This is a genomic window from Pseudarthrobacter sp. P1, assembly GCF_050156935.1.
GTDB lineage: Bacteria > Actinomycetota > Actinomycetes > Actinomycetales > Micrococcaceae > Specibacter.
Window position 1 is genome coordinate 1,832,759 of the sequence record NZ_CP189584.1, and the last position, 20,422, is coordinate 1,853,180.

The window sequence follows — 20,422 nt, forward strand, 5'->3', positions numbered from 1 at the left end:
TCCTAACAGGTGGGGTGGATGCCGGCGTGGGCAAGGGCGGGATGGAGCGGCAGGCGGCAGGCCCGGCAGGTGGCCGGGTTACCGTGGTTACCGGAGTTACCGACTTGGGGGGAATGAAGCGGGGAACCGATTTCAACCCCTCTATTCTCATTAGTAGGTGTGTTATTGAGAATGACTTGACCAACCCCCATGGGGATTTCGTCGGATCGGTAACCTTGGCCCAATTCCGCCCCCGCCTTGTCGTCAAAGTCGGTAACCTCGGTAACCTCGGTAACCGTCGGCAGGTAGCGGGACCACGCATCGGCAAAGTGACTGCGCAAATACCCTTTGGCGGACCGCCCGTCGATCTTCACCGTGTTGTTGGTGCTGATCTCGTACTTGTTGAGCATCTTTGCCAGGAACCGTGAGTCGATGGGCTCGCCCTTGATGTTGGACCACGGCGCGGTTTCTATCTCGTGCAAGGCGTCCAGCAGGTCATTTGTCGATACCCGATCCGCTCCGGCCATGGCGGCCCTAATGTCGTCGAGCAACCGGATTCCCAGCGTGGCCGGCTTCTCCTTGGCCCGTGCCACCATGACCACGGCGGCAGCCCGCGAGGTGTCCGGCCAGTGCCCGCCGGCCGCGTCGGCAATGGCGAGGATCGGTTCCCAGATATCGGCGTCCCGGTCTTCGATGCCCTCCGGCAGCTCGGGCCATGCCTCCGATACGTCGGCGCTCACACTGTCGGCAAACCATGCCAGCCGTTCGGCCAGTGCGGCGGCCTCCGGGGCGTTGACGCGGCGCCTGTACGATTCGACCTTTTGCCCGTGCGGGCGTCGTTTCATGTTGATGACGATGGAGCGCGTCATTAGGGTGTCGGGAAGCTGGTTCAAACCTGCCAGGGCCACGGCGCAGAATGACGGCCATTCCTCCGTGACAATCTCCTTCCCGCGGATCGCGGCCCGGCCTGCCGTTGCACCCTTCCGGTAACCGGAGTTCAGCAGTCCTCTAAGATCCTCGTTGCCCTCGGCCTTCCCGTTGCTGAACACGGCGTCGATCTCATCCAGCAGCAGCGTGGGGAGCCCTGCCTCGTCGCTGATCTTGCGGAAGATGTAGGCCACCGACGCGTTGACCGACAGGACGGGGCGCGGAACCAGTGCTTCTGTCAGTTCCATGCACCGGCTTTTGCCGCTGCCCGGCTCCGGTGAGAGAAACGCGAGCCGGGGCGTGTTCTCAAATGCGCCGACCAGGTGGGCGTGGGCGATCCACAGCGCGTGGGCGGTGGCCGATTCCGGGGAAGGGTAGGCGATGAACCGTTCCAGGTAGTGCTGTACCTCGTCCAGCAGCTCCGAGAACGTGGCCCGCTCCTTTTCCTGAAAGTCGGTAACCTCGGTAACCTCGGTAACCGGCCAGGGTGCGGACGGGAATTCTTCTTCGGTCAATGGTGAGAGATCAAGCATTCGCGGCCACCGTCCTATCGGATCGGCGGCGGGCTGCCAACACGTCCACAAACTCGATGGTGGATTTCATCTGGCGCCGGATCTCGATGTCGAGTGCATCCAGCGCCAGGAACCGGCGGGCGGCGAGTTCGGCGGCCGCCTCGTTGTTCAGGGTCATGAAGGCTTGGCCGTCCAAGTGCCCACGTAGGTATCCCATCTGGTAAATGGCGTGGGCGTCGGAGTCGCGGCATACAAGCTCGGCCAGCTGTTCATCGGTGCGGCTCACTTGTCACCACCGGCAGGAACCAGCTGGCACAGCACCATGGATGCATCCATGCCGGCCATGGTGGCCCGGTCGATTGCCCGCTGCGCGCTGGGAAGGTTCCAGTACACGCGGCGCCGGTATCGCGGCGCGTGGTCGGCGCTGTGGATCTGAACCACGGCCACGTAGCAACCAGCGATTAGGCCCGCGTGATTTGGGAGAATGTCGGCGTTACTTGGTACGCTTGTGCTAGCAAGATTTACAGCCGCCTTGGATTCGCTGCCTGGGCGGCTTTCTTGTGCCTGGGACACTATGCACCCCCGCCGGCGGGGCGCAGCAGCACGGCGATGCGGGCGAGCTGCTCGGGGGTCAGGGCAGGCGCGGCGGCGACTACGCGGGAGACGTAGGCTTCCAGCTTCTCAGCGGCTAAATCACGCTGAAGCTCTTTGATCTGTGGGGACTTCTTGCCCCAGCGGGTAGCGGCCGCAATGCGGGCGGCTTGTGAGCGTTTTTCGGGATCTTTTGATGGCAAGACAACAACACCTGACTTCTGGTGATGTCATCCTTGCCCAAGGTGATAACGAATCTTTCGCATGCATTCTGCGAGGCTTGAATGCGACATTACCGCATGATTAGGCCAATAGCAACTTAGCAGCTGACGTTTCAGACGCAGTTAGCGGCCGCAAAATTTCCGGCTTGCCTGATTTCAGCGCATTGGCAACCAGGAGGCGCAATGAGGGAACGAAATACTCTGATCCGCACGCCTCGCAATAGAGCGGGAGGCCCGCGTCAATATCAGGCGAATCCAGCGGAACCGTCGCCCAATGCTGCCCGATATCAAATTGCCCGCGGCTCTTGTTTTTGCGGACACTAAGCCCCCCTACGGCCTCCGCACATCTAACTCCAGGCTTACCGTCGACGGCTACCAATTCGACGAGCTTGTGGGCGCCTTTACGGCGGTGACAATAGGCGATGACCTTGTTGCTACTCATGCTGTCTTCCATTCGATTTGTACTTGCTCGGGTGTGAATCTGACGCCCTTACCGGCGGGGAGAATTGTCACGTCTACGAGTGAACGAACGATTTTCCGCTGGTCTGAAACGGGCGTCTGTCCCCACCGTTCGGCAATGTCGCCGGCCTCGATAAGATCCCGCAATGGTCCACTGTTTCCGGCCTGGGAGATTCGCCCCTCGACTTCGAGCAGTTGGGTGCTCAATTTGCCGGACTGTTCACGCACTGCCTTTGCGGACATGAGCCCATCGGCCAGCAGCGCAGCCAGGGTGTCGCGGCGCTCACGTAGGTCTATCGCCTGTTTCCGCAGAGGCTCCAAGTCATCGCGGGGTATAAGGGCGGCGGTGGCGTCAGGCAAGGCGAGGCGGGCCAGAATGACGCCCTGCACTACTTCATCCACTCGGTGCATGTGGCGGGCCATGCAGTAACCCCCGTAGCACCTGTAGACCATCCATTCGATGCCCTTGGCGCGCATGGGCGATGCGAACATGGGCTTTCCGCACTTGCCACACTTCAGCATCCCAGAAAGTAGGTATTTCGCGTTGAGATCATCGGGAGCAGTGCGGCGGCGGGGGTCGGTAAGGAACTGTTCCAGCCGGTCGAGCTTTTCCGGGCTGACGATGGCGGGCCACTGCCCTTCTCCGAGGTCGTCGCCGTTGTAGATCAGCCGGCCAGAATTGCGGGGGTTCAGCAGGACGCGGCGAACCTGCGTAACCCCCCACTTGCCAGCTTCGCCAGTCGCTTTGCTCACTGCGCTGGTGCGCAGCCCGGCGTCATTCCAGGACTTCGCCACGGCCGTTAGTGTGTCTCCGGCTAGAACGCGGTCGGCACCGTCGCGGATTGCTTCGGCTTCTGCCTCCACCACAAAGACGCCGTTGTCATCGCGGTCATATCCGAATGGCCGACGACTCCAAAATGCAATACCCTTTTCGGCGCGCTGCCTATTGGCTGCCTTCTGTCGCGTACCCTTGTGCTGCACTTCCATAGCTGCAATGGCCGTTAGAATCGTCGCCACGGCAACACCCGTAGGATCTCCAAGATCAAGGGATACACCATGCACACAAGCAATGTTCACGCGGTGTTTCTTGCCGGCTTCAATGATCCGGGTAAGGTCGCGGATTGTGCGTGTCAGGCGGTCTAGGTGGAACACGACTACGGCCGTAATCGTTCCGGCTTCAATGGCGGACACGAGGCGCTCAAATTCCGGCCGGGCCTTGCCGTTGCTCGCGCTCTTGTCGTTGTCTGAGAATAGCGTCACGGGCCCCAGGTCCTTGGCGTCTACCAGCTTGCGACAGGCTTCCTCCTGGCGGTCCACGCCGGCGGCGTCGCCGTCCTTGTCTTGGGACTGCCTCGTATATATCGCCGTCTTCGTCATGTAGCAATCTTACCAGTTGACAAGCGGCACCATCATGCCGATTTCCTTCTTGCCGGCCGATTCCAGCAGGTCCCGCTTGGCCATGTCCCGCACATCCTGGGCCTGGGCGCGCAGCACATCGGCCAACGGGGTCCCCCGCTGGACGGCGACGCTGATCCCGTCGACGAAGCGGATCAGCACCGGCACCCGATTCCGGTGCGAGAACTGTGCCAGGGCCTCCACCAGCGGGGCGCCAGAGCGCATCTGGGCCAGCACCCGGCCAAACTCGGCGGACAGGTCCCCGTGCGAGGACCGGCACACCCGTTCCAATGCCCCGGTGGTGCTCTCGCCGGCACTGACCGCGAGCGCCATGAGCTCGGCCAGCGAGGGGAACTCGGCCAGCATCCGTGCGTGCCGGCGGGCAATGCCGGCGGAGAGCAGATAGTCCTTGAACATGAACGCGCCCACGGATGCGCCAAGCACCGAGGCCACGGCCAACGGCACGTTCAGCCGTCCGGCCGCCGCCGCCAACAGCGCTCCAGCGGTGGCGAGCACAAAGCCGCCGGCCGCCCAGAGGAGCTGCGCGGCCCTGAACTCCAGCGCCGTCTGGTTCCGGCCGGCCTGCTGCAGGCGCAGTGTGAGGGCGCTCGTGCCGATGTTGAAACGGCCCAGCGTGGCGGCGGCGTCGGTGAGCACGGCGCGCAGGATGCGTTCCAGCGGGCCAAACATGCTCGCTGGCGCCTCCGGTTCGGCCAGCAGACGCGACTGCGGCGCCACGGAGCGCAGCTGCGGCTCGATGCGCTCGGCAAAGCTGGGGCGCCGCATGAACGGCAGCCGGGCCAGCACCAGCCAGAGGCCGGCACCCAGCAGCAGGCCGGCGCCGATGGACAGAACCAGGGTGCCGTTCACCGCAGCACCCGCTCGTCCGCTGGCAGCGCGCCGATCCGCAGCATCACCCGGTAGCAGATGGCGGAGACCAGCAGGCCGCCCACCAGCACCGCCCAGCCCGCCGCGGAGTTGTAGGCACCGATGGCCTCCGGCCGGGTGGCCAGCAGCATCAGGACCAGCCAGGGCGAGGCGATGGCCAGCTTGGCCGCATTCACCGTCCATGATTGCCGCGCCTCCAGCTCGCTGCGGGTGCGGGCGTTGTCGCGCAGGAAATCGCCCAGCGTGCCCAGCAGCCGACCCAGGTCCGATCCGCCCACCTCGCGGGTCAGCCGCAGCGCCTCCACGATCCTGTCCGCCACGGGATCCGCCAGCCGGTCCTTAAGCCGCTGCAGCGAGGCATCGAATTGGCCGCTGGAGCGGTAGTCCGCGCCAAAGTCGGCAAAGACGCCGCGCAGTTCCGGCGGCCCCTTCTCGCCCAGCTGGACCAGACCCTCGGGCAGCGACAACCCTGCGCGGATGGCAGACCTGAGATGGTCGACGACGTCCGGCCACAGCTCGCGCAGCAGCGCCGTCCGCCGCCGCGCCCGCCAGCGGACCGCGGCCAGCGGGACATAGCCGCTGAACAACCCAAAACAGAGGCCTATCGGCAGCGACCCGGTGAGGGCGAAGAAGACCACCAAGGCCAACGCCCCCACGCACAGGCAGCTGGCCATCAGGCCGGCGGAGCTGACCCGTTCCACCCCGGCGCGCAGCAGCAGCTCCTGGATCCGATCCACCCGGGGGCGCGGGCGCGGAACCTCGGAACGGGGCCAGCACGACCACCAGATGAGGAACAGGCCGATGCCGCCCAGCAGGCCAAGGAACGCCGCCATCAGGCGGCACCGAGGAGGGCGGCGACGTCGTAGCCGGCGGCGGCGAATTTTTCCGGCGAGGGCATGGTCGAGGCCGAGGCCACCAGCAGCCCGTCCACCAGCGAGAAGACCATGCTGGACTCGATCACGCCGTTTTCCACCCGCCGCCCGAGCGAGAGGATTTCCGCCACCTGCCGCTGCCCGCTGGTGTGCCGGGTGCAATGCACCACCAGGTCGATGCAGGAGGCCACCGTGGGGACCACAAAATGGGACGCCGATACTGTCAGTTCACAGCATAAAGAAACCCCGGCAGGCTGGCAGGCCTCCGGGGTATGGCATCCAGTGAATAGGACCGGACACATGAGCAACCATACAGCCCGCGCCATGCAAGGCGCAGTGCAATTCATTTTCTACACGTGCATCGTGTTGGCATTCTTCTTCACCCCCTCCACCCTGGTGGCTCTAACCCTCGGTGGCGTGGCGTGAAGGGCCACAAGGCCGTAGCCTTCGAGCGCGGCACCTACGGTCATGACGGCATCCAGAAGGGCTACGCGGCCCGCTGTGAGACGTGCGGGGCTGTAACTTTCGGCGGGTTCCGCACTAAAACCGACGCTAGCCCGGATTTTTCATCGGACGGCGGTCGGGGCGTTGGGTGCGGGTTTTGCCGTCCCGGCGGGCTGAATCGGATTTCGGGTGTGGCTGATGGACCCGGGGGCGCCGGGCTGTGCGCGGGCTTCCACTGTTCCCGTTGGTGTTCTTCTTTCCTGCTCGTTGGTTGACGGGGGGTTGCGGTGTCAGGCCCGCAGGAGGACCGCGGGGCGGTTCGCGGCTGCGGCGATCCGTTCAATGGCTTCGAGCAGGGCGCTGATCAGGGGTTGCTCCGGCGCGGCGGCGGGCAGCAGCAGGTGGTTCCGGCGGGCGCGGGTGATGATTTTCCCGGCGGTGGCGAAGAGCCGGTAGCGCCAGCGTTTGATGTCCCAGCCCCGTGCTTTGTGGCCGTCGGGCAGGGCGGTGAGCTGGAGCCAGGAGACCAGGTTCGCGGCCAGGACCGCGAGGTTGGCCCAGGCCTGGTTGGCAGCGAAATCGAAGAAGGGGAGCTTTCCGAGCCCGGTGTTCTTTAGGGTTTTGATGCGGTTCTCGGCCCGGCCGCGGGCCCGGTGCCGGGCATCCAGAAAAGGTCCGTGCCAGCGCGGGGAGTTCGTCAGAAACGCTGTCACACGGTGACCGTCGATGTCGAGCAGGGTCGGTGTCGCGCCGGGGTGCAGCGGTTCGGCGCGCAGGAAGATCTTCGTCCCCGGCGGGTAGTCATCGAGCGGGATCACCTGCGTGGCGTTGATGACCCAGGCGTCATCGCGTTCGACCCCGTCCTGGTCCAGGGCCGGTTGCCAGTATTTCTTGTCGTTGATCCAGTCGATCATGTGGGCCTTGCCGACCGGCACCGGGTACGAGGCGGAGAACTGCACGCCCCGCGAATGCAGGTACCAGAGGAACTTCCGGGACGCGCCGGCGCTGTCGGTGCGGACCAGGATCTTCTCCCCGTCCAGTTCCCCGGTCCCACCGTAGAGGGAGTCGGGCAGGACGGCGATGGCGGCCTCGAAGATGCGGATGTGGTCCTCGGCGTTGTTCGCCGTGGCCCCGCCGTGACGCAACAGTACCGCGAGTTCCTCCCCGGTGCCGCTGCCGGCACCGTAATCGAGGCTGGCGGTGAACGGGGCGAATCCGAACCCGCCCTTGTAGTTTCCGGTGGCCTGTTCCTTGTCCGAGTGCGAGGTCACCAAGGTGGCGTCGAGGTCGATGAGCAGCGGGTCCGCGGCCGTCGCCTTCACCGCCGGGCTGCGGTCTCCTGCGGCTTCCCATGCCCGGGTCCGCAGTTCCTTGGCCAGGGTCGAAAAGCCGTAATCGAAGACGTCCGGGTTCTTCACGGTGCGTTCGAAGAACCGGGAGACTGTTGCGTTCGAGGGCACGTTGCCGAACACGCCGGGCTGGGCGCGCAGGATGTCCAGGTCCGAGGCGTGCTCGCCGCCGGCGGCGAGCATCACCGCCAGCGACCCGAGCAGCCTCCCGGGCCGGTGTGAGGCCATCGCGGGGACGAACTGCCCGAGCCGGTCCTCGCACAGGTCCCGGAACCCGAGGGCGTCGATGAATGAGGTCAGGATCCGTCCCCCGGCATGGGAGACCAGCGACTGGCCGGTGAAAGTGACCGGGAGGGACGGGAAGACCTTGGTAGGCTGATGCATCGAAAAGGTGCTCCTTCAAGACACGGAAATAACGGCGTAGACACCCCTATTTTCCCTTGTCAGAGCACCTTTTCGTGTCTTAAACACACCCCTCAGCCCAACCCTGATGAAAACCCCGGGCTAAAGCTGCGCTGGAGCATGCAACGCCCGCGGCGCTAGAGACAACCGCCTAACCTCCCGCCCTGCCTGCCCGCATTGAAATGCGGGCAGGGTCGGATTTGAAATCCGACCCTTGGCAGCGGCCGGGATGCGATGACCTCAGTAGAACTTAGGTCATCGTTTCCAGGTTTCTGCCTGCGTGTTCCTGCCTCCCTCACGTACTCAGTGGAGGCGCGGTGTCTATACCCCTCTTCAAGCCCGAACCGCCGGGCTGCCGTCCACAATGCGCAAGTGGCCGGATGACGCCAGCCTGCCCCGGTCCACTGGGCGGGCTACGGGCGTTGGAATATCGCAGACAAGGGGCGGGGGCGGTGGGAAGCTGCGGCGGTAGGGGACTCTCCGGGAGATCTCCCCGCAGGGGTCCTTATGGGGATCCTTGAATGTCCCACCCTCCCGCTATGGTCACCACAAAGCACCGTCAACCCAAAGGAAAAAACCATGACTTCAAAATTCAAGATGCCGGCCACCGTTCGCGAACTGGGCGACATGGCAGATGCGCACGGCATGAACGCCTGCGAACTTCTAGCCCATATAGATGGGTCGTTGGATACGCCGGCCGGATACAGGCCACTCAAGGGCGTTGAGGACGTGTATGTGGGTAAAAGGGTCCAGGCAGAGGGCCGCTGGAGCATCGAAGCGCAATACGTCCCCCACCTGGATGCCTTCACCCTCTGGACTGAAACGCACGATGCCGATGCGCTGACCGCCAATGAAGCTATCCATTTTGCTGATGCACTGCGCAGCATGGCGGAGCACATCGAGTTCATGCGGGATCTAATGCACGCGAGCAAAACGCAAGACCTGGTGTCCGCCTGACGTACGGCGGGTATGAGCCAAGCTCACGATAGCCCCGGTACCGTATGCAGCAGATGCGGCGCCGGGGCTTTCCCATGCCCTCCATTCGGCGGAGGGACTCAGGCTAATAACGGTCGCATTTGAAATGCGCTTGCCCTGATTTCAAATCCGAGCTGGTGAGTGGGTCAGTTCACTAGTCTCGTTGATGGGCCCACCGAACGGACCCTTTCTTACGGGACCCCGTAAAAAGGCCATGCGAGATCCGCACACCTTTTCAAGACCAAACCCGAAAAGGGTCGGATTTGGAATCCAACCCTTCCGCACCTGAAATGCGTGAAGTGTTGCGGCACGGTGGTTGCGTATGACTTGGCCGCCGGGAGCCATGACGGTGGATGCACATAGGATCAAGCGAGCGGCCCGTAGACAGTGGGCCATATGCATGGGGGGACCATGAAGAAACTACTCGCACCACTCGCCATCGCTGCGCTGTTACTCACCGCCTGTGGGGGCGGAGTAGCCACCGCCCCTTCAAGCGGGACGCCAACTGACGCTTCTTCCCAGACAGCCACGCAAAAGCCAGATCCCCAGATGCCAGATGTGGTCGGAATGAATTCCGGCAAGGCCGTCAACCTTCTGAGCACAATCGGCATCAACACGGAGTTCAAGGGCCCTGACGGGAAAGCGTTCTCTACGCCGAGCGCTGCCAACACAACCGTTAAGGATGCGAGCGTTTCGGCCGGAACAACGGTCAAGCGCGGCCAGCGGGTAACCATCACCCTGAACGCATCCGAAGCAGAGTTGGCGGCTCAAGCTGCGGCAACGGCCTTGGCCTCTCAGATGGCAACGAGGTACCAGTTCACCTGCACCAAAACCAATTCCATCTACTCGGACAAGTCAGCATTCAAAACAACCGACTACCGCGCAATCTGGGCCAGTCCTGACTTCGCCGCTTTCACACAATGCAATGTAACCCTGGGCGGAAAATCCAGCTCTGACAGACCCGCACTCATAGGCGACGAGCAAATAATAGTTGACAAGGTTGCCTCGAATGGCGGAGACGTCAGCATCCCAAGCGGCGCCCTCATTGACGTACTCAAGGCATGTGCTCTACCTCCGGACATCGGATACGACACCAGTAAGGGGCCTGGCAATAATCGTGTCGAAGCCCTCACTATCTCAGCCTTGGACAAATGCGGAGATGCTCCATTCGCAGCCGAGCTTAGCCGCATCGCTTCCGGCCAGCCGCCGGCACGAATGAAAGATGGAACCTACGTAGTGGGGACAGCAATCCAAGCGGGAACCTATCAGGTGCAAGTCCCCGCCGGCGCCAATGGTGTGCACGATTGCTACTGGGAGCGCACAACCACGCAAGGCGGAACCATCGCCAATGACTTCATCTCGTTTGCCCCGCAAGGGCCAGTCGTCACGATATTCGAGGGCGAGGGGTTTGTGTCTACGCGGTGTGGAACGTGGAGCCGGATCGGGTAACCCGAAGGCTCATCGTTTGGTGAGGCTCCGACATGGCAAAGCCGGGGTACGTCGTGAAACACGAAAAGGCCGGTCCCGAACCTGTGAAGATCCGGGACCGGCCCCACCATCTTAAAAGTCTGGGCGGTCAAGAGCCTGATCGAATCCTGACGCGCCCCTGTTACCGGGGTATCTGGCTCTCGTGCGGGCGCCCCCTGCCGCCGGAATCCCCAACTCCCCCAGCTGGTTCCAAAGCACACCGCCGAACTTCTGGTGAACATACCCGGCCCGCTTTGCCCACAGTGCCACGCCCTCGTCCCGCAGCGCTCGGGGAGAATTAGCGTAGGCCTTCGGTGGATCGGGGAGCCCATAAACGTCGAACCATGCCGCTGTCAGCTGGGGATCTGTCCACACCGGGGAATCCATCCCCTTGGCCGTCAGCTCCGGCGGAATGCCAGACGACGGCGCAACTGTGGCACGCCGCCGCCTAGCCAACTCCGCCCCCAACGCTAGAAGCCCGATGCTTAGACCAACGGGCATCCGCTGCCTTCTTCGCCTTCAGGTGCGTCAATGTCGCTGGCTTCAGCTCCTCTGCATCTGACATGGGCAGGGCAACCTCATCCTCAAGATGCAACTCATTCCACTGGGAAGACTGCGGACGATGCCACAAGCGATCCCACCAAAACAACTCACGAGATGAAGCGTCATCAAGCGGGAAGTCCGGAACATCCCCAGAAGCTTCATCCAGCACCAAGAACCCATCAGAGCCACCACGTTTCGAGGCCGCCAATGAGTTCGGATCGAGCGGCCGCCCTGCATTGCCACGATGCCCTCCGGACGCCACATAGACCACCGCCAATCACGCTCTGAAAAGGGTTTGAAAAAGGGTTTGATTATGGAAAACTTCGGAGACACCTTCCCGGCGGCCCAGCGTGGCGAGAGGCCTAGGGGCGGTGGCCACCCCCTAGGCGCTCGCCAGCTCTCGTTGGGCTGCGAGTAGGTGCGAGGCTTGCAGCAGCCGCTGTGACTGCCCTGTGGGCTCTGTGACGGCCTCGCGTGGTTGGTGGGCGGTTGGTGATGGTCTGTGTGCTGCGCGGGCGCTCACGGTGTGGTGAGCGCCCGCGCAGTTGGTCTAGGCCTTGGCCTTGTTCAGGCGGTTGTATTCGTCGTCTTCTGGGTCGTGTTGGAACTGCACGATGCCTTGGCCGTTGTGCTTCTGCTTGATCTCCATGGGTGCGGGTTCACGGTAGGGCTTGATGCTGTCGAGTGCTGGTGCGTGGATGGTTGCACCGAGCTTGGTCATGGCTCCCCAACGTTCTGTTCGTCCTTCTGTGGTTTCCCATGCTTCCCATACTCGGCGGCGGTGGAGTGTTCCGGGGTTGGTGGTGAGGCTGAGGTGGTCGGCGTTCGTGGTGACTCGTGCGCCCGCCAGTCGTGCTGCTGCTGCCAGCGCCGGGATCATACGGTTGAGCTGCTGGGCGGTCACTGCGATGTTTACCCAGGCGGTGCGGGTCTTGTCGTCGGTGCTAATGAGTGACTCGGCGCTTGCTTCGGGGTTGACCGTGGCAGCTGCTGCTTTGAACTTGGCAGCGGTGGCGTTGAAGGTGTTGCGAATCGTTTCGTAGTTGGCGGCGGCCGTCTTGGCGTACTCGTTGCGAAGGACAGGGAACATTGCGATTTCAGCGGTGTTGATGACCGTTGCCTGTGTTACTGGGGTTCGGAGTGCTTCGGAGAGCGCGAGTGCGTGGAGTTCAGCGATGCGTTCTGGTGTCTCGCTGCCGAGAATGGCATCAACCAGAAGTGACCGAGCATCAGTTTCCAGGGTGAGGTAGTCGTTCCATCGTTGGCTGATGCGCTCGTATTCGCTGGTGGTGGATCCGCCTGCGGCTAGTACTGCGCTGATGTCGTTCTGCATGTTGATGAATTGCTGTGTCATTGTGGCTACTTTCCTTCGCTGTTGAGTCCGTGGCTGAGGGATTCAGCCAGTGATTTATTGCTGCCTAGGCCGCGAAGTGCGTGGCGGGTCAGGGCGTCGGAGTTCAGCGCCAAGGGTTCCGGCCCTGCTGGTCGTGTATCTGGTTCCGACGCTGGTTCTATCTGGGGTGCTGCCCACTCTTCATGCGTCTGCTGCTGTCGCTGGCAGTCGATGTGCGGTTTGCCTTGGATCTCGTGCTCGATGAGTTCTTTCACCCCGCATGTGCAGGTTGGTGCTGGCATGGGTCTGGCTCCTATTTCTTGGTTGATTCGATGGTGTCGAGGATGTTTGACGCGAGCTGCACGGCGTTCGCTTCGGTGAGAACGAACCAGTGCCCCTGTTGTTCTACGTGGACGCCTGGGACTGGTTCACCACTGGCGGTGGTGATGACTGCCGGTTTGGTTCTTGCGGGCCTGCTGTTTTCGTGCCAGTGGGCTGCGCCGGTTGTGAATGGTTTGTAGCTCATGGTGTCCTTTCTGTTTGGTCTGCCAGGTCGTGGAGTTTGTCGGCCATTCGGCGGGCTTCCTCGGGTGTCATGTGGGCTATGAGTGATTGCCCACGGAAGATCGCGACGCCGGGTGTCTTGGTGCCGCCCTCCATCCAGTCCCACCGGCGGATCCGGGCATGGGGACCGCGGGTCATGCAATGCTCCGGAAGACATGGCCGGTACCGTCCACGTAGAGGTTTGCCGGCTGGGTAGTAGTGGGCAGGCTGGATAGCTTCACGACGGTTCCCGCGATTTCCACGGTGTTGTGATTGATGAGCATTCCCAGAGCGGAGCTGGCGGTGATGGATCCGCCGGGAAAGTTCACCTGACCACCGGACGCGCCCGTGTTCTGCAGCGTCAGACCGCCCAGCGTGATCTTCTTCCCGGAGGCCACTGTCAGATCGCTGTTCAGTGTCGTAGCGCCGTTGATGTCGAGTGTTCCGTCCACGTCCAGGTCCCCGGTAATGGTGGTGTCCCCGCCTACCGTGGTGGTGCCGTTCAACGCGGTGTCTCCGGTAACCGTAAGGGGCCCGGTAATGCCAACGACGCCGGTGAGGTTGACCGTCCCATCAGCGTTCAGCGTGCCGGCGATCGTCGCCGTTCCGGTAACTTCAAGGCCCTCGTTCTCCACCAGAAGCTTCCCGGTCCCGTAGAACCTCATGCCCCCGGAGCCGATCGAGGACCCGTTCAGCGGGGTCGCATACTCAAGGGCCCGGGCCCGGCGGAGCAGCTGGTCAAAGTCGCCCCGATTGAGGTCGTCAATCTTTCCCATTATTTGCTGTCCTTTTCGTTGGTGTGGTCGAGGGCGTCGTTTACGCCGGTGGGGTTGGTGTCGTTGCCGCGTTTCAGCACGGGGGCTCCTGGTGGTGTTCCATGTCGGCAAATTCGGCCATCTTGGCCCGCGGTTTGGTTCCGGTCGCGGCTTCCATCACGTCGAACGCCCCGGCGAGGATGTCGTTTGTCATGTGTTTGATTGCGGCTATGAGTACGTATCCGATGCCCGAGGTGCCGTGTTGGGCGACTGCCTGGGCGAGGATTTCCCCGGTCTTGTCCTCGTCGCCACTGTGGGCAGCGAGGCGAAACGCGAGGTTCAGGCCGTCGTCTTGGATCTTGTCCACGTCCACCGCTGCCGTGGGCATACCGGTGGCGTCGGTGATGATGAAATTCGTGGTCATGGTCGGGCTCCTTGGTCTGTTGAAAATCCGCGTGTTTCCGGGGTTTTTGGGGCCGGGGTGTAGGGTGGTGTACCCATTCCGGGAACTTTCCTATAACTCTTCTCGTGAGGAAGTTTGCAAATTGGGTACACCTGACTACACCCACCCATTGTTTTCGGTGTCGTCAGCGCGCAATCCGAGGCCCTGGCGGACCATGCCGGCCTTCGTTCGGCGGGCCTCATAGCCGAGGCGGTCCAGCTCCTTGGCAAACGCACGTTCGCTGAGTGCATCGGCCCCTTCCGCCGTCGCCCAAGTGGTCCATGCCCCGTAGAGTTCACGGGATGGAACGTGGGCATAAGGGCCCGTTACGCATTCGGACTGAATGAACCGCTTCACGGCGTCAGATTCGGTCTGGTATTGATCCGTTGCCCGGCGCACGCTGTCGGGCTCGTTCATGCCGCCGTTGTCCTCATAGTCGAACCATCCTTCGATGGCCCATGTCAGGATGGCGTCTGCGGACAGTTCGAGGCGCTCGGGCAATGTCTGGTCCCGCTTGTCTTCGGCCACCACAACATCGAACGGAACAACGCGGATACGGCGCCACACTGCCGGATCGTTGCCCTTTACCTTCGGCAGGTGGTTGGTGACGTAGATCAGCTGGTGGGTGGGGATCCACTTCACGGGCTCCTGATACAGCCGCCGGGCGGTAAGCTCGTCGCCGCCGGTCAGCCGTTTCATGGTGGCCGCGTCCAGCTGGCGGCCCTCGTCGGTCTCCGAACCAACAACGAGTCGGGCGCCCAACAAGGTCATCATTTCCGGGCCGCCGCCGCCGCGTTCCGATGCCATGAGTAGATCGGGGTTGATGATGGTTGCATAGTCCCCCATGGCGTTCGTAATGGCCCCGTAGGCGGTCCCTTTGCCGTTTGAGCCGCTGCCGGTCAGGACCGGGAAAAGGTGCTCCCTGACGCGGCCATAGGCGCTCTGCCCGATGACGCGCTGCAGGTATCCCCGTTCGTCGGCGTCGGGTAGGGAAGATTCGAGGAATCCATCCCATGTGGTCCGGTCGGCGTGGGGGTCATAGGCGCCGCGTGACACTCTGGTGATTCGGTCGGCCGGGTCGTGATCCCGCAGCTGCCGGGTGCGAAGGTCGAAGGTGCCATTGGCGCAGTTGAGCAGGTGCGGGTCTGCGTCGAGGTCCACAATGGCGGCCCGCAGCGCCGGGAGTGCTGAGGCGAGATCCAGCACGCCGGCCACGCCTGCCGATGACTCGCACTTGCGTACGTCGGCCCGCAGTTCCTTATCGTCCAGGGATTCGGCCAGGGCCCGGCGCAGGGTGTCCAAGACGGCAATCTTGGCGCCGTCCTTTTCGTCCTCGGCCCACCGCTGCCCGTCCCAAACGTGCCACCCAATACCGCGGACGTACATGAGTTGCGAACCGTAGGCGGCGGCGAGGCGATAGGCCATGCGCGCCTGCCCGCGGTGCTGCTCACCATCGGCCACAAGGGTCAGATTTGAAATCTGATCCTCGAACGCGTCGGCGCGGAAGTAGTCGGGAATCGTCATCGGGCATCACGTTCCCGTGCGGCCTTCACGTCGACAAATTCGATGGTCGTTTTCATCTGGCGCCGGATCTCAATATCGAGTGCGTCCAAGGCCAGGAAACGGCGGGCGGCGAGATCGGCGGCGGCTTCGTTGGTCAGGGTCATAAAGGCTTGCCCGTCCAGGTGCCCGCGTAGGTATCCCATCTGGTAGATGCGGCTCGCGGTGTCATCCCGGCACACAAGCTCGGCCAGCTGTTCATCGGTGCGCCTCATTGGGCACCGCCGCCGGCGGGAACCAGCTGGCAAAGGATGATCGAGGCGTCCATGCCAGCCATGGCGGCCCGGTCAACTGCCCGCTGCGCGCCGGGAAGATTCCAGTACACGCGGCGGCGGTACCGGGGCGCGGCGTCGGCGCTGTGGATCTGGACCACGGCCACGTAGCAGCCTGCCACAAGTCCCGCGTGAGCGGGTAGGATTGGGGTATCAAGATTTACAGCCGCCTTGGATTCGCTGCCTGGGCGGCTTTCTTGCGCCTGAGACACTACACACCACCGCCGGCAGGGCGCAGCAGTACGGCGATTCGATCGAGCTGGTCAGGGGTGAGGGGCGGCGCTTCGGCAACCACTCGGGCAACGTAGGCTTCAAGCCGGTTGGCTTTGAGTGATTGGCGTGCATGAACTAGATCGGTATCACCGGCGGGCCGGCTGCGGGATAGTGCCGCAACTCTGGCGCGGTCTTGGGTCCAAGACAAGAAAAGCCTCCGAGCATGGGAAAATTCCCTCTGCTTGGAGGCTTACTGTTGCGACGGCTTCAATAAACACCGGTCCAACTTCTTGAAACTGTAGCACCTTTACAGTGAAGCTGCTATTTGGAAGTACGTTTCACCATCGATTCGAGCCCGGCAAGCGAGATTTCTTTTATGCCAGCCCGCAGTAGCGAGGCTACGGCCTCTTGGAATGACTCTGTTTTGTAGTTGTTCCGGCGTCCGCAGGTCTGGCACTCAAACGTCCATCGTCCACGCCCTTCCGTGCGGGCTCGGCCTTCGGTTTTCGGGATGCCTCGGCTATCGACCGGCACGGGCTTATCGTCAACTAGCAGCTGTTGCCTTACCGCTGCGAGCGAAATTAGCGCACTGGTGCCCGTTGGGTACATGTCCGAAACGGTCCATTGCAGGTCTCCGGTTGCTTCTAGCAGTCCATAGTTGGGCATGAATGAACAAATGAACCATGGCGCGCCCGCGTGTGACGCCTCTTCGCAGTACAGCCCTAGGCGCAGTTGGTCATCGTCGGGCCCGTGGTTGATGGTGCCATGGATGCGCTCGGGGGTGTCTAGCTCGGTGGCAAGTTTGTAAGGCCAGTTGCTCATGCTTGCTTCCATTCGATTCTGATTCTGTCGGGGTCAAATGTCCGGGGCGCACTCTTACGGATTGGGTCAACATACACAGTCATTAGCGTGTCAATAATGGCCCTCTGGCGCTCTATCCCGGCCGCTGCCCACCATTCCCTGATGTTGGCTACGTCGGGGCCGGGCAGCGGGCTGCCGTGGCCTAGCTGGGCCATGCTGGCGTTGGCCTCGTCCAGCTGGGAGCGGACGCGGGCGGTAATTGCTTCGAGCTGCTGCGCTGTAATGGCGCCGTCGGCGTAGCTGTTCGCTGATTCTTCCAGCCGGCCCCGTAGTGTCAACGCGTGATCCTGTAGGCTTGCCAGCTTCTCAGTGTCTCCAGGCATGGGCATTTTGCCGCTGACGTGCTGCGATTCCAGCATGGCCACGGTTACGGCGGAAATAAGCTCCTCCACCGGCTGCGCGGTCTGGAAGCTGTGACCGTCGCCAGCCGTCGTGCACTTGTAATAGAACCTCGTGGCATCTGTGCCGCCAGCCCGTGAGGATGTTTGCATGGCCTCACCGCATTTACCGCAGCGCAGCATTCCCGCGAGTAGGTGTTTCACCTTGGAATCAAACGCTGATCGCCGGGAAGGGTCTTTCACAATGGCCGTGGCCGTTCGCCACTGGTCCACGGACACGATCGGCGGAAATACTGATTTCCCCATGATCTCGCCACGGTAAACCGCTTGGCCCGCGTTGGTCGGCCGCATGACCAGATTACGCACGGCGGTGGAGGTCCATTTCATGTTCCGGCGGGTGAGGATGCCGCGGTCGTTGAGATCCCGCACGATGGAACCGATGCTGGCGCCGGCAATGATGGAATTGACGGCCTTCCTGATTTCCGCGGCGTCGGCCTCCACTATGACGGGCAGCTTGTCCACCATTTCCCAGCCGAACGGGACCGGGCCGCCGGTGAACTTCCCGGCCTGGGCAAGTTGCAGTTGCTTACGCTTCCCTCGGTCGGATTTATGCTCTGATTCGTACCGGGCCCATGCTCCCAAGGTGCGGGCGACGGCGCGGCCGGACGGTGTGCTGAGGTCAATTTCCCCAGCCTTCACAGTGTGCGTGGTGACGCTTTGCTGTTCAGATATGTCTATGTACTCTTCGAGCTCACGCGGGGAGCGGTGGAGTCGGTCAGTGTGCCACGCGATGACGCCACGGACGCGGCCGGATTGCATGGCGTCGAGCATTTCCCGGTAGGCCGGGCGGCGCTTGCCCGAGTAGGCGCTGATGTCGTTGTCAGTGTAAACGCGGGTGACTTGCCAGCCGAGTGAAGCGGCGAGCTCCCGGCAATCCTGTTCCTGGCGCTGTACTCCAAGGCCGGCGCCTTCACGGTCTGAGGATATGCGGCAGTAGATCGCGGCCGGGAACTGTTTGTCTTGCATAGTTCCATTCTACCAGCTTGCTGTGAATTGACATTGCGCAGAGAGCTGATGTTCGCCCCGGCCAGCAGGGGCAGTGTGCAGATCTTCACGACGGCGTCGTGGGCCGAGTTGGCATGAAGGCTGCACATTCCGGGAAGCCCACTATTTAGAGCGATGAGCAGGTCAAGGCTTTCCGCCTCCCGCACCTCGCCCACAATCAAGCGGTCCGGGCGCATGCGCAGGGCCTCCTTGACAAGCCGGCGCAGCGGGATTTCGCCCTCACCCTCGAGGTTGGGCTGGCGGCATTGCAGGCCCACCACGTCGCGCAGCGGCAGCTGGAGTTCGAAGACCTCCTCCACCGTCACCACGCGTTCGCGCGAGCCGATGCCGGCGGCCAGGCAATTGAGCAGTGTCGTCTTGCCGGCCTGGGTGGCGCCGGAGACCAGGATGTTCAGGCCGCTGCTGACCGCGGCGCCCAGGAACCGTGCCGCGGGGGCACTGAGCGAGCCTAGCTCCACCAGGTGGTCCAGACGACTGGCCTTGAGCGTGAACTTGCGGATGTTGACGGCCCAGTGGGTGCGGGTGACGTCCGGGATGACCACGTGGAGCCTGGATCCGTCCGGAAGCGTGGCATCGACGAACGGGCTGCTCAGGTCCAGCCGGCGGCCGGAGCTCTTAAGCATCCGTTCGACCAGGTCCCTGACCTGTTGGTCCGTGAACACCAGCGAGGTCAGCTCCGACTCCCCGCCCCGGGCGGCATAGACCTCCGCGGGCGAGTTGATCCAGATCTCCTCGACGGCCGGATCATCGAGCAACGGCTGCAGGGCACCAAAGCCGGCGACGGCGTCGAAAACTCTCCGGCGGGCGGTCTCGGGGTGGCCCAGCGGCGGCACGGCACCCAGCATGGCCCGCTCGCCGTAGTCGGTGACGGCGGCCTCCACCAGGCGCTTGACCTCCACCCCCTGGCGCAACGGATCCAGGCCACGGCGGCGGATGAGTTCACGGACTTCGTCCTCAACCAGGCTCAGTGCATCCATGTCTCCCCCGTCGTCTGCCCGCTGGATGCAGGACCCGTGGCGGTGCTTTGGGAGTGAGCCTAAGCGAGAGTGGAGAGGGGCAAAAGGGTGCGCCGCAAAATTGTGGACAACTACTTCCGCTTCGGCGGCTGGATCTTCTCCCACAGGAGGGCGAAGCGTTCCTCCGCCTCCCGCCGTCGTTCCTCCTCCACGGCACACAGCCTGGCCACCGTCTCCTCATCCGCCAGGGTGCCGGCCAACCCCCTGGCAAAGCGGACGGCCTGCACCGCGTCCTGGTGCACACCAAGCACCTCCTGGACCTCCTTGGCCTGCGTGCCCCGGCGCACCCACCGCTCCCCCGCCACGGAGGCACCGGCCTCGGCGGCGTACCGGATGAGCCTGGCCTGCTTGCGCACGGCATGGAGCGCTGTCTCCACGCCCTCGCCCGGATGGCCGGCCATGCCCACCAGCCTGGCCAATTTGGCCCATTGTCTTTTCAGGTGCCGCCGCACCGCCTTGCGGCCCAGCCGGGGCAGCCGGGCAACCAATGACTCGATGTCCGCCGCAAGGGCCGTGCACCGGCCGTCCCGCACGGACTCCCGGACCAGGGCAACGGCCAGGGCCTCCTCGCGGGCCAAGGCGGCCTCCACCCGGTCAAGACCCTCCAGCCTGCCGGCCAGGGCGCTGATGCGGCTGTGCAGCACCTGCGCCTCGCGGGCCTCGGCGAGCAGCCGGGTCAGCCGTTGCAGCGCGGCCACGGTCTGCCGGCCGGCGTCGTTCCCGCCGGTACGGCGCACGGCACCAAAGGCCGCCAGCGCCGACCGGAGCCGGCGCACCGTGGAACGCATGCTGTGCACCGCATCCGGGGCACCGTTGTCGATCGAGGCCGCATCGGCCCGCAGCGCGGCGGCCTGCACTAAAAGGTAGCGTCCGACGGCGTCCAGCGGGGCCCGGGTGCGTGGCGGTCTGTGCTTCATGGCTCATTATCCGTCCGAAGAACCCCTCCGGGCGGTGGCGGCACACCGGCGGTGGCACGCGGCGACCGGGGCGGCCCGGCGCC

At 63.4% G+C, this 20,422-nt stretch carries 24 protein-coding genes and 2 pseudogenes; 3 read left to right on the top strand and 23 right to left on the bottom strand.

Annotated elements, in window-relative coordinates; translation table 11 throughout:
- Window positions 1-2 precede the first annotated feature (2 nt).
- The 9 genes and pseudogenes from ACQCSX_RS08695 to ACQCSX_RS08735 form a co-directional block, all read right to left on the bottom strand.
- Window positions 3-1,439 (bottom strand): DUF3631 domain-containing protein, encoded by a 1,437-nt coding sequence (locus tag ACQCSX_RS08695; RefSeq protein ID WP_427018592.1) that lies wholly within the window; start codon window positions 1,437-1,439, stop codon window positions 3-5.
- Entirely contained in the window at window positions 1,432-1,704 is a 273-nt protein-coding gene (locus ACQCSX_RS08700; RefSeq protein WP_427018593.1) for a hypothetical protein, read from the bottom strand. Before ACQCSX_RS08700 ends, ACQCSX_RS08695 begins: the two co-directional genes overlap by 8 nt.
- Window positions 1,701-1,865, bottom strand: coding sequence for a hypothetical protein (locus ACQCSX_RS08705; RefSeq protein WP_427018594.1), 165 nt, complete (start codon window positions 1,863-1,865; stop codon window positions 1,701-1,703). The genes ACQCSX_RS08700 and ACQCSX_RS08705 overlap by 4 nt, the downstream gene beginning before the upstream one ends.
- A 125-nt stretch (window positions 1,866-1,990) precedes the next feature.
- Complete coding sequence (locus tag ACQCSX_RS08710; RefSeq protein WP_427018595.1) at window positions 1,991-2,212, bottom strand: hypothetical protein; 222 nt, start codon at window positions 2,210-2,212, stop codon at window positions 1,991-1,993.
- 100 nt (window positions 2,213-2,312) lie between these two features.
- A complete protein-coding gene (locus tag ACQCSX_RS08715; protein WP_427018596.1) occupies window positions 2,313-2,672 on the bottom strand; it encodes a hypothetical protein in 360 nt (119 codons plus the stop codon).
- Window positions 2,669-4,066, bottom strand: a complete 1,398-nt coding sequence (locus ACQCSX_RS08720; protein ID WP_427018597.1) for a recombinase family protein — start codon at window positions 4,064-4,066, stop codon at window positions 2,669-2,671. The genes ACQCSX_RS08715 and ACQCSX_RS08720 overlap by 4 nt, the downstream gene beginning before the upstream one ends.
- A gap of 9 nt (window positions 4,067-4,075) precedes the next feature.
- Window positions 4,076-4,954 carry a type II secretion system F family protein gene (locus ACQCSX_RS08725; RefSeq protein ID WP_427018598.1) on the bottom strand — a complete coding sequence of 293 codons (879 nt, stop codon included), beginning with the start codon at window positions 4,952-4,954 and terminating at the stop codon, window positions 4,076-4,078.
- Window positions 4,951-5,805: a type II secretion system F family protein gene (locus tag ACQCSX_RS08730; RefSeq protein WP_427018599.1), complete on the bottom strand. Its 855-nt coding sequence runs from the start codon at window positions 5,803-5,805 to the stop codon at window positions 4,951-4,953. The genes ACQCSX_RS08725 and ACQCSX_RS08730 overlap by 4 nt, the downstream gene beginning before the upstream one ends.
- Window positions 5,805-6,059, bottom strand: a pseudogene (locus ACQCSX_RS08735) (CpaF family protein); the annotation flags it as partial. The pseudogene ACQCSX_RS08735 and the gene ACQCSX_RS08730, both read right to left, overlap by 1 nt.
- 85 nt (window positions 6,060-6,144) lie before the next feature.
- Between ACQCSX_RS08735 and ACQCSX_RS08740 the strand changes: the two are divergent.
- On the top strand, window positions 6,145-6,270 hold the full coding sequence (locus ACQCSX_RS08740) for a hypothetical protein (protein ID WP_427018600.1): 126 nt from the start codon (window positions 6,145-6,147) through the stop codon (window positions 6,268-6,270).
- Between the two features lie 308 nt (window positions 6,271-6,578).
- On the opposite strand, the gene ACQCSX_RS08745 is transcribed toward ACQCSX_RS08740, so the two are convergent.
- Window positions 6,579-8,021: an IS1380 family transposase gene (locus ACQCSX_RS08745; protein ID WP_427015697.1), complete on the bottom strand. Its 1,443-nt coding sequence runs from the start codon at window positions 8,019-8,021 to the stop codon at window positions 6,579-6,581.
- A 597-nt stretch (window positions 8,022-8,618) separates the two neighbouring features.
- Here ACQCSX_RS08745 and ACQCSX_RS08750 point away from each other — a divergent pair.
- Both ACQCSX_RS08750 and ACQCSX_RS08755 read left to right on the top strand, forming a co-directional pair.
- Window positions 8,619-8,996, top strand: coding sequence for a hypothetical protein (locus ACQCSX_RS08750; protein WP_427018601.1), 378 nt, complete (start codon window positions 8,619-8,621; stop codon window positions 8,994-8,996).
- A gap of 429 nt (window positions 8,997-9,425) precedes the next feature.
- Window positions 9,426-10,463: a PASTA domain-containing protein gene (locus ACQCSX_RS08755; protein ID WP_427018602.1), complete on the top strand. Its 1,038-nt coding sequence runs from the start codon at window positions 9,426-9,428 to the stop codon at window positions 10,461-10,463.
- A gap of 466 nt (window positions 10,464-10,929) precedes the next feature.
- Here ACQCSX_RS08755 and ACQCSX_RS08760 read toward each other — a convergent pair whose 3' ends face one another.
- The 13 genes and pseudogenes from ACQCSX_RS08760 to ACQCSX_RS08820 all read right to left on the bottom strand — a co-directional run bounded on the left by ACQCSX_RS08760 (window position 10,930) and on the right by ACQCSX_RS08820 (window position 20,339).
- Window positions 10,930-11,196 carry a hypothetical protein gene (locus ACQCSX_RS08760; protein WP_427018603.1) on the bottom strand — a complete coding sequence of 89 codons (267 nt, stop codon included), beginning with the start codon at window positions 11,194-11,196 and terminating at the stop codon, window positions 10,930-10,932.
- A gap of 378 nt (window positions 11,197-11,574) precedes the next feature.
- Complete coding sequence (locus ACQCSX_RS08765; RefSeq protein WP_427018604.1) at window positions 11,575-12,378, bottom strand: hypothetical protein; 804 nt, start codon at window positions 12,376-12,378, stop codon at window positions 11,575-11,577.
- 5 nt (window positions 12,379-12,383) lie between these two features.
- Window positions 12,384-12,632 (bottom strand): hypothetical protein, encoded by a 249-nt coding sequence (locus ACQCSX_RS08770; RefSeq protein ID WP_427018605.1) that lies wholly within the window; start codon window positions 12,630-12,632, stop codon window positions 12,384-12,386.
- Between the two features lie 38 nt (window positions 12,633-12,670).
- Window positions 12,671-12,883 carry a hypothetical protein gene (locus ACQCSX_RS08775; protein WP_427018606.1) on the bottom strand — a complete coding sequence of 71 codons (213 nt, stop codon included), beginning with the start codon at window positions 12,881-12,883 and terminating at the stop codon, window positions 12,671-12,673.
- A 172-nt stretch (window positions 12,884-13,055) separates the two neighbouring features.
- Window positions 13,056-13,676 (bottom strand): hypothetical protein, encoded by a 621-nt coding sequence (locus ACQCSX_RS08780; protein ID WP_427018607.1) that lies wholly within the window; start codon window positions 13,674-13,676, stop codon window positions 13,056-13,058.
- 73 nt (window positions 13,677-13,749) lie between these two features.
- Window positions 13,750-14,079 carry a hypothetical protein gene (locus tag ACQCSX_RS08785; RefSeq protein WP_427018608.1) on the bottom strand — a complete coding sequence of 110 codons (330 nt, stop codon included), beginning with the start codon at window positions 14,077-14,079 and terminating at the stop codon, window positions 13,750-13,752.
- A gap of 135 nt (window positions 14,080-14,214) precedes the next feature.
- On the bottom strand, window positions 14,215-15,621 hold the full coding sequence (locus ACQCSX_RS08790; RefSeq protein WP_427018609.1) for a DNA primase family protein: 1,407 nt from the start codon (window positions 15,619-15,621) through the stop codon (window positions 14,215-14,217).
- Window positions 15,618-15,872 carry a hypothetical protein gene (locus ACQCSX_RS08795; RefSeq protein ID WP_427018610.1) on the bottom strand — a complete coding sequence of 85 codons (255 nt, stop codon included), beginning with the start codon at window positions 15,870-15,872 and terminating at the stop codon, window positions 15,618-15,620. The genes ACQCSX_RS08790 and ACQCSX_RS08795 overlap by 4 nt, the downstream gene beginning before the upstream one ends.
- A complete protein-coding gene (locus ACQCSX_RS08800; protein ID WP_427018611.1) occupies window positions 15,869-16,036 on the bottom strand; it encodes a hypothetical protein in 168 nt (55 codons plus the stop codon). The genes ACQCSX_RS08795 and ACQCSX_RS08800 overlap by 4 nt, the downstream gene beginning before the upstream one ends.
- Before the next feature lie 427 nt (window positions 16,037-16,463).
- Window positions 16,464-16,964, bottom strand: a complete 501-nt coding sequence (locus ACQCSX_RS08805; protein ID WP_427018612.1) for a hypothetical protein — start codon at window positions 16,962-16,964, stop codon at window positions 16,464-16,466.
- The gene (locus ACQCSX_RS08810; RefSeq protein ID WP_427018613.1) at window positions 16,961-18,367 is read right to left on the bottom strand and encodes a recombinase family protein; all 1,407 of its coding nucleotides are present in this window, start codon (window positions 18,365-18,367) and stop codon (window positions 16,961-16,963) included. The genes ACQCSX_RS08805 and ACQCSX_RS08810 overlap by 4 nt, the downstream gene beginning before the upstream one ends.
- A 41-nt stretch (window positions 18,368-18,408) precedes the next feature.
- Window positions 18,409-19,383: pseudogene (locus ACQCSX_RS08815) on the bottom strand (CpaF family protein); the annotation flags it as partial.
- Window positions 19,384-19,493: 110 nt separating this feature from the next.
- Entirely contained in the window at window positions 19,494-20,339 is an 846-nt protein-coding gene (locus ACQCSX_RS08820) for a CHAD domain-containing protein (protein ID WP_427018614.1), read from the bottom strand.
- Between the last annotated feature and the right edge of the window lie 83 nt (window positions 20,340-20,422).

Excerpts from the sequence above, each read along its gene's own strand:
- ACQCSX_RS08695 (WP_427018592.1), bottom strand. The coding sequence starts at position 1,439 with ATGCTTGATCTCTCACCATTGACCGAAGAAGAATTCCCGTCCGCACCC.
- ACQCSX_RS08715 (WP_427018596.1), bottom strand. The coding sequence starts at position 2,672 with ATGAGTAGCAACAAGGTCATCGCCTATTGTCACCGCCGTAAAGGCGCC.
- ACQCSX_RS08720 (WP_427018597.1), bottom strand. The coding sequence starts at position 4,066 with ATGACGAAGACGGCGATATATACGAGGCAGTCCCAAGACAAGGACGGC.
- ACQCSX_RS08730 (WP_427018599.1), bottom strand. The coding sequence starts at position 5,805 with ATGGCGGCGTTCCTTGGCCTGCTGGGCGGCATCGGCCTGTTCCTCATC.
- ACQCSX_RS08740 (WP_427018600.1), top strand. The coding sequence starts at position 6,145 with ATGAGCAACCATACAGCCCGCGCCATGCAAGGCGCAGTGCAATTCATT.
- ACQCSX_RS08745 (WP_427015697.1), bottom strand. The coding sequence starts at position 8,021 with ATGCATCAGCCTACCAAGGTCTTCCCGTCCCTCCCGGTCACTTTCACC.
- ACQCSX_RS08750 (WP_427018601.1), top strand. The coding sequence starts at position 8,619 with ATGACTTCAAAATTCAAGATGCCGGCCACCGTTCGCGAACTGGGCGAC.
- ACQCSX_RS08755 (WP_427018602.1), top strand. The coding sequence starts at position 9,426 with ATGAAGAAACTACTCGCACCACTCGCCATCGCTGCGCTGTTACTCACC.
- ACQCSX_RS08765 (WP_427018604.1), bottom strand. The coding sequence starts at position 12,378 with ATGACACAGCAATTCATCAACATGCAGAACGACATCAGCGCAGTACTA.
- ACQCSX_RS08775 (WP_427018606.1), bottom strand. The coding sequence starts at position 12,883 with ATGAGCTACAAACCATTCACAACCGGCGCAGCCCACTGGCACGAAAAC.
- ACQCSX_RS08780 (WP_427018607.1), bottom strand. The coding sequence starts at position 13,676 with ATGGGAAAGATTGACGACCTCAATCGGGGCGACTTTGACCAGCTGCTC.
- ACQCSX_RS08785 (WP_427018608.1), bottom strand. The coding sequence starts at position 14,079 with ATGACCACGAATTTCATCATCACCGACGCCACCGGTATGCCCACGGCA.
- ACQCSX_RS08790 (WP_427018609.1), bottom strand. The coding sequence starts at position 15,621 with ATGACGATTCCCGACTACTTCCGCGCCGACGCGTTCGAGGATCAGATT.
- ACQCSX_RS08795 (WP_427018610.1), bottom strand. The coding sequence starts at position 15,872 with ATGAGGCGCACCGATGAACAGCTGGCCGAGCTTGTGTGCCGGGATGAC.
- ACQCSX_RS08805 (WP_427018612.1), bottom strand. The coding sequence starts at position 16,964 with ATGAGCAACTGGCCTTACAAACTTGCCACCGAGCTAGACACCCCCGAG.
- ACQCSX_RS08810 (WP_427018613.1), bottom strand. The coding sequence starts at position 18,367 with ATGCAAGACAAACAGTTCCCGGCCGCGATCTACTGCCGCATATCCTCA.
- ACQCSX_RS08820 (WP_427018614.1), bottom strand. The coding sequence starts at position 20,339 with ATGAAGCACAGACCGCCACGCACCCGGGCCCCGCTGGACGCCGTCGGA.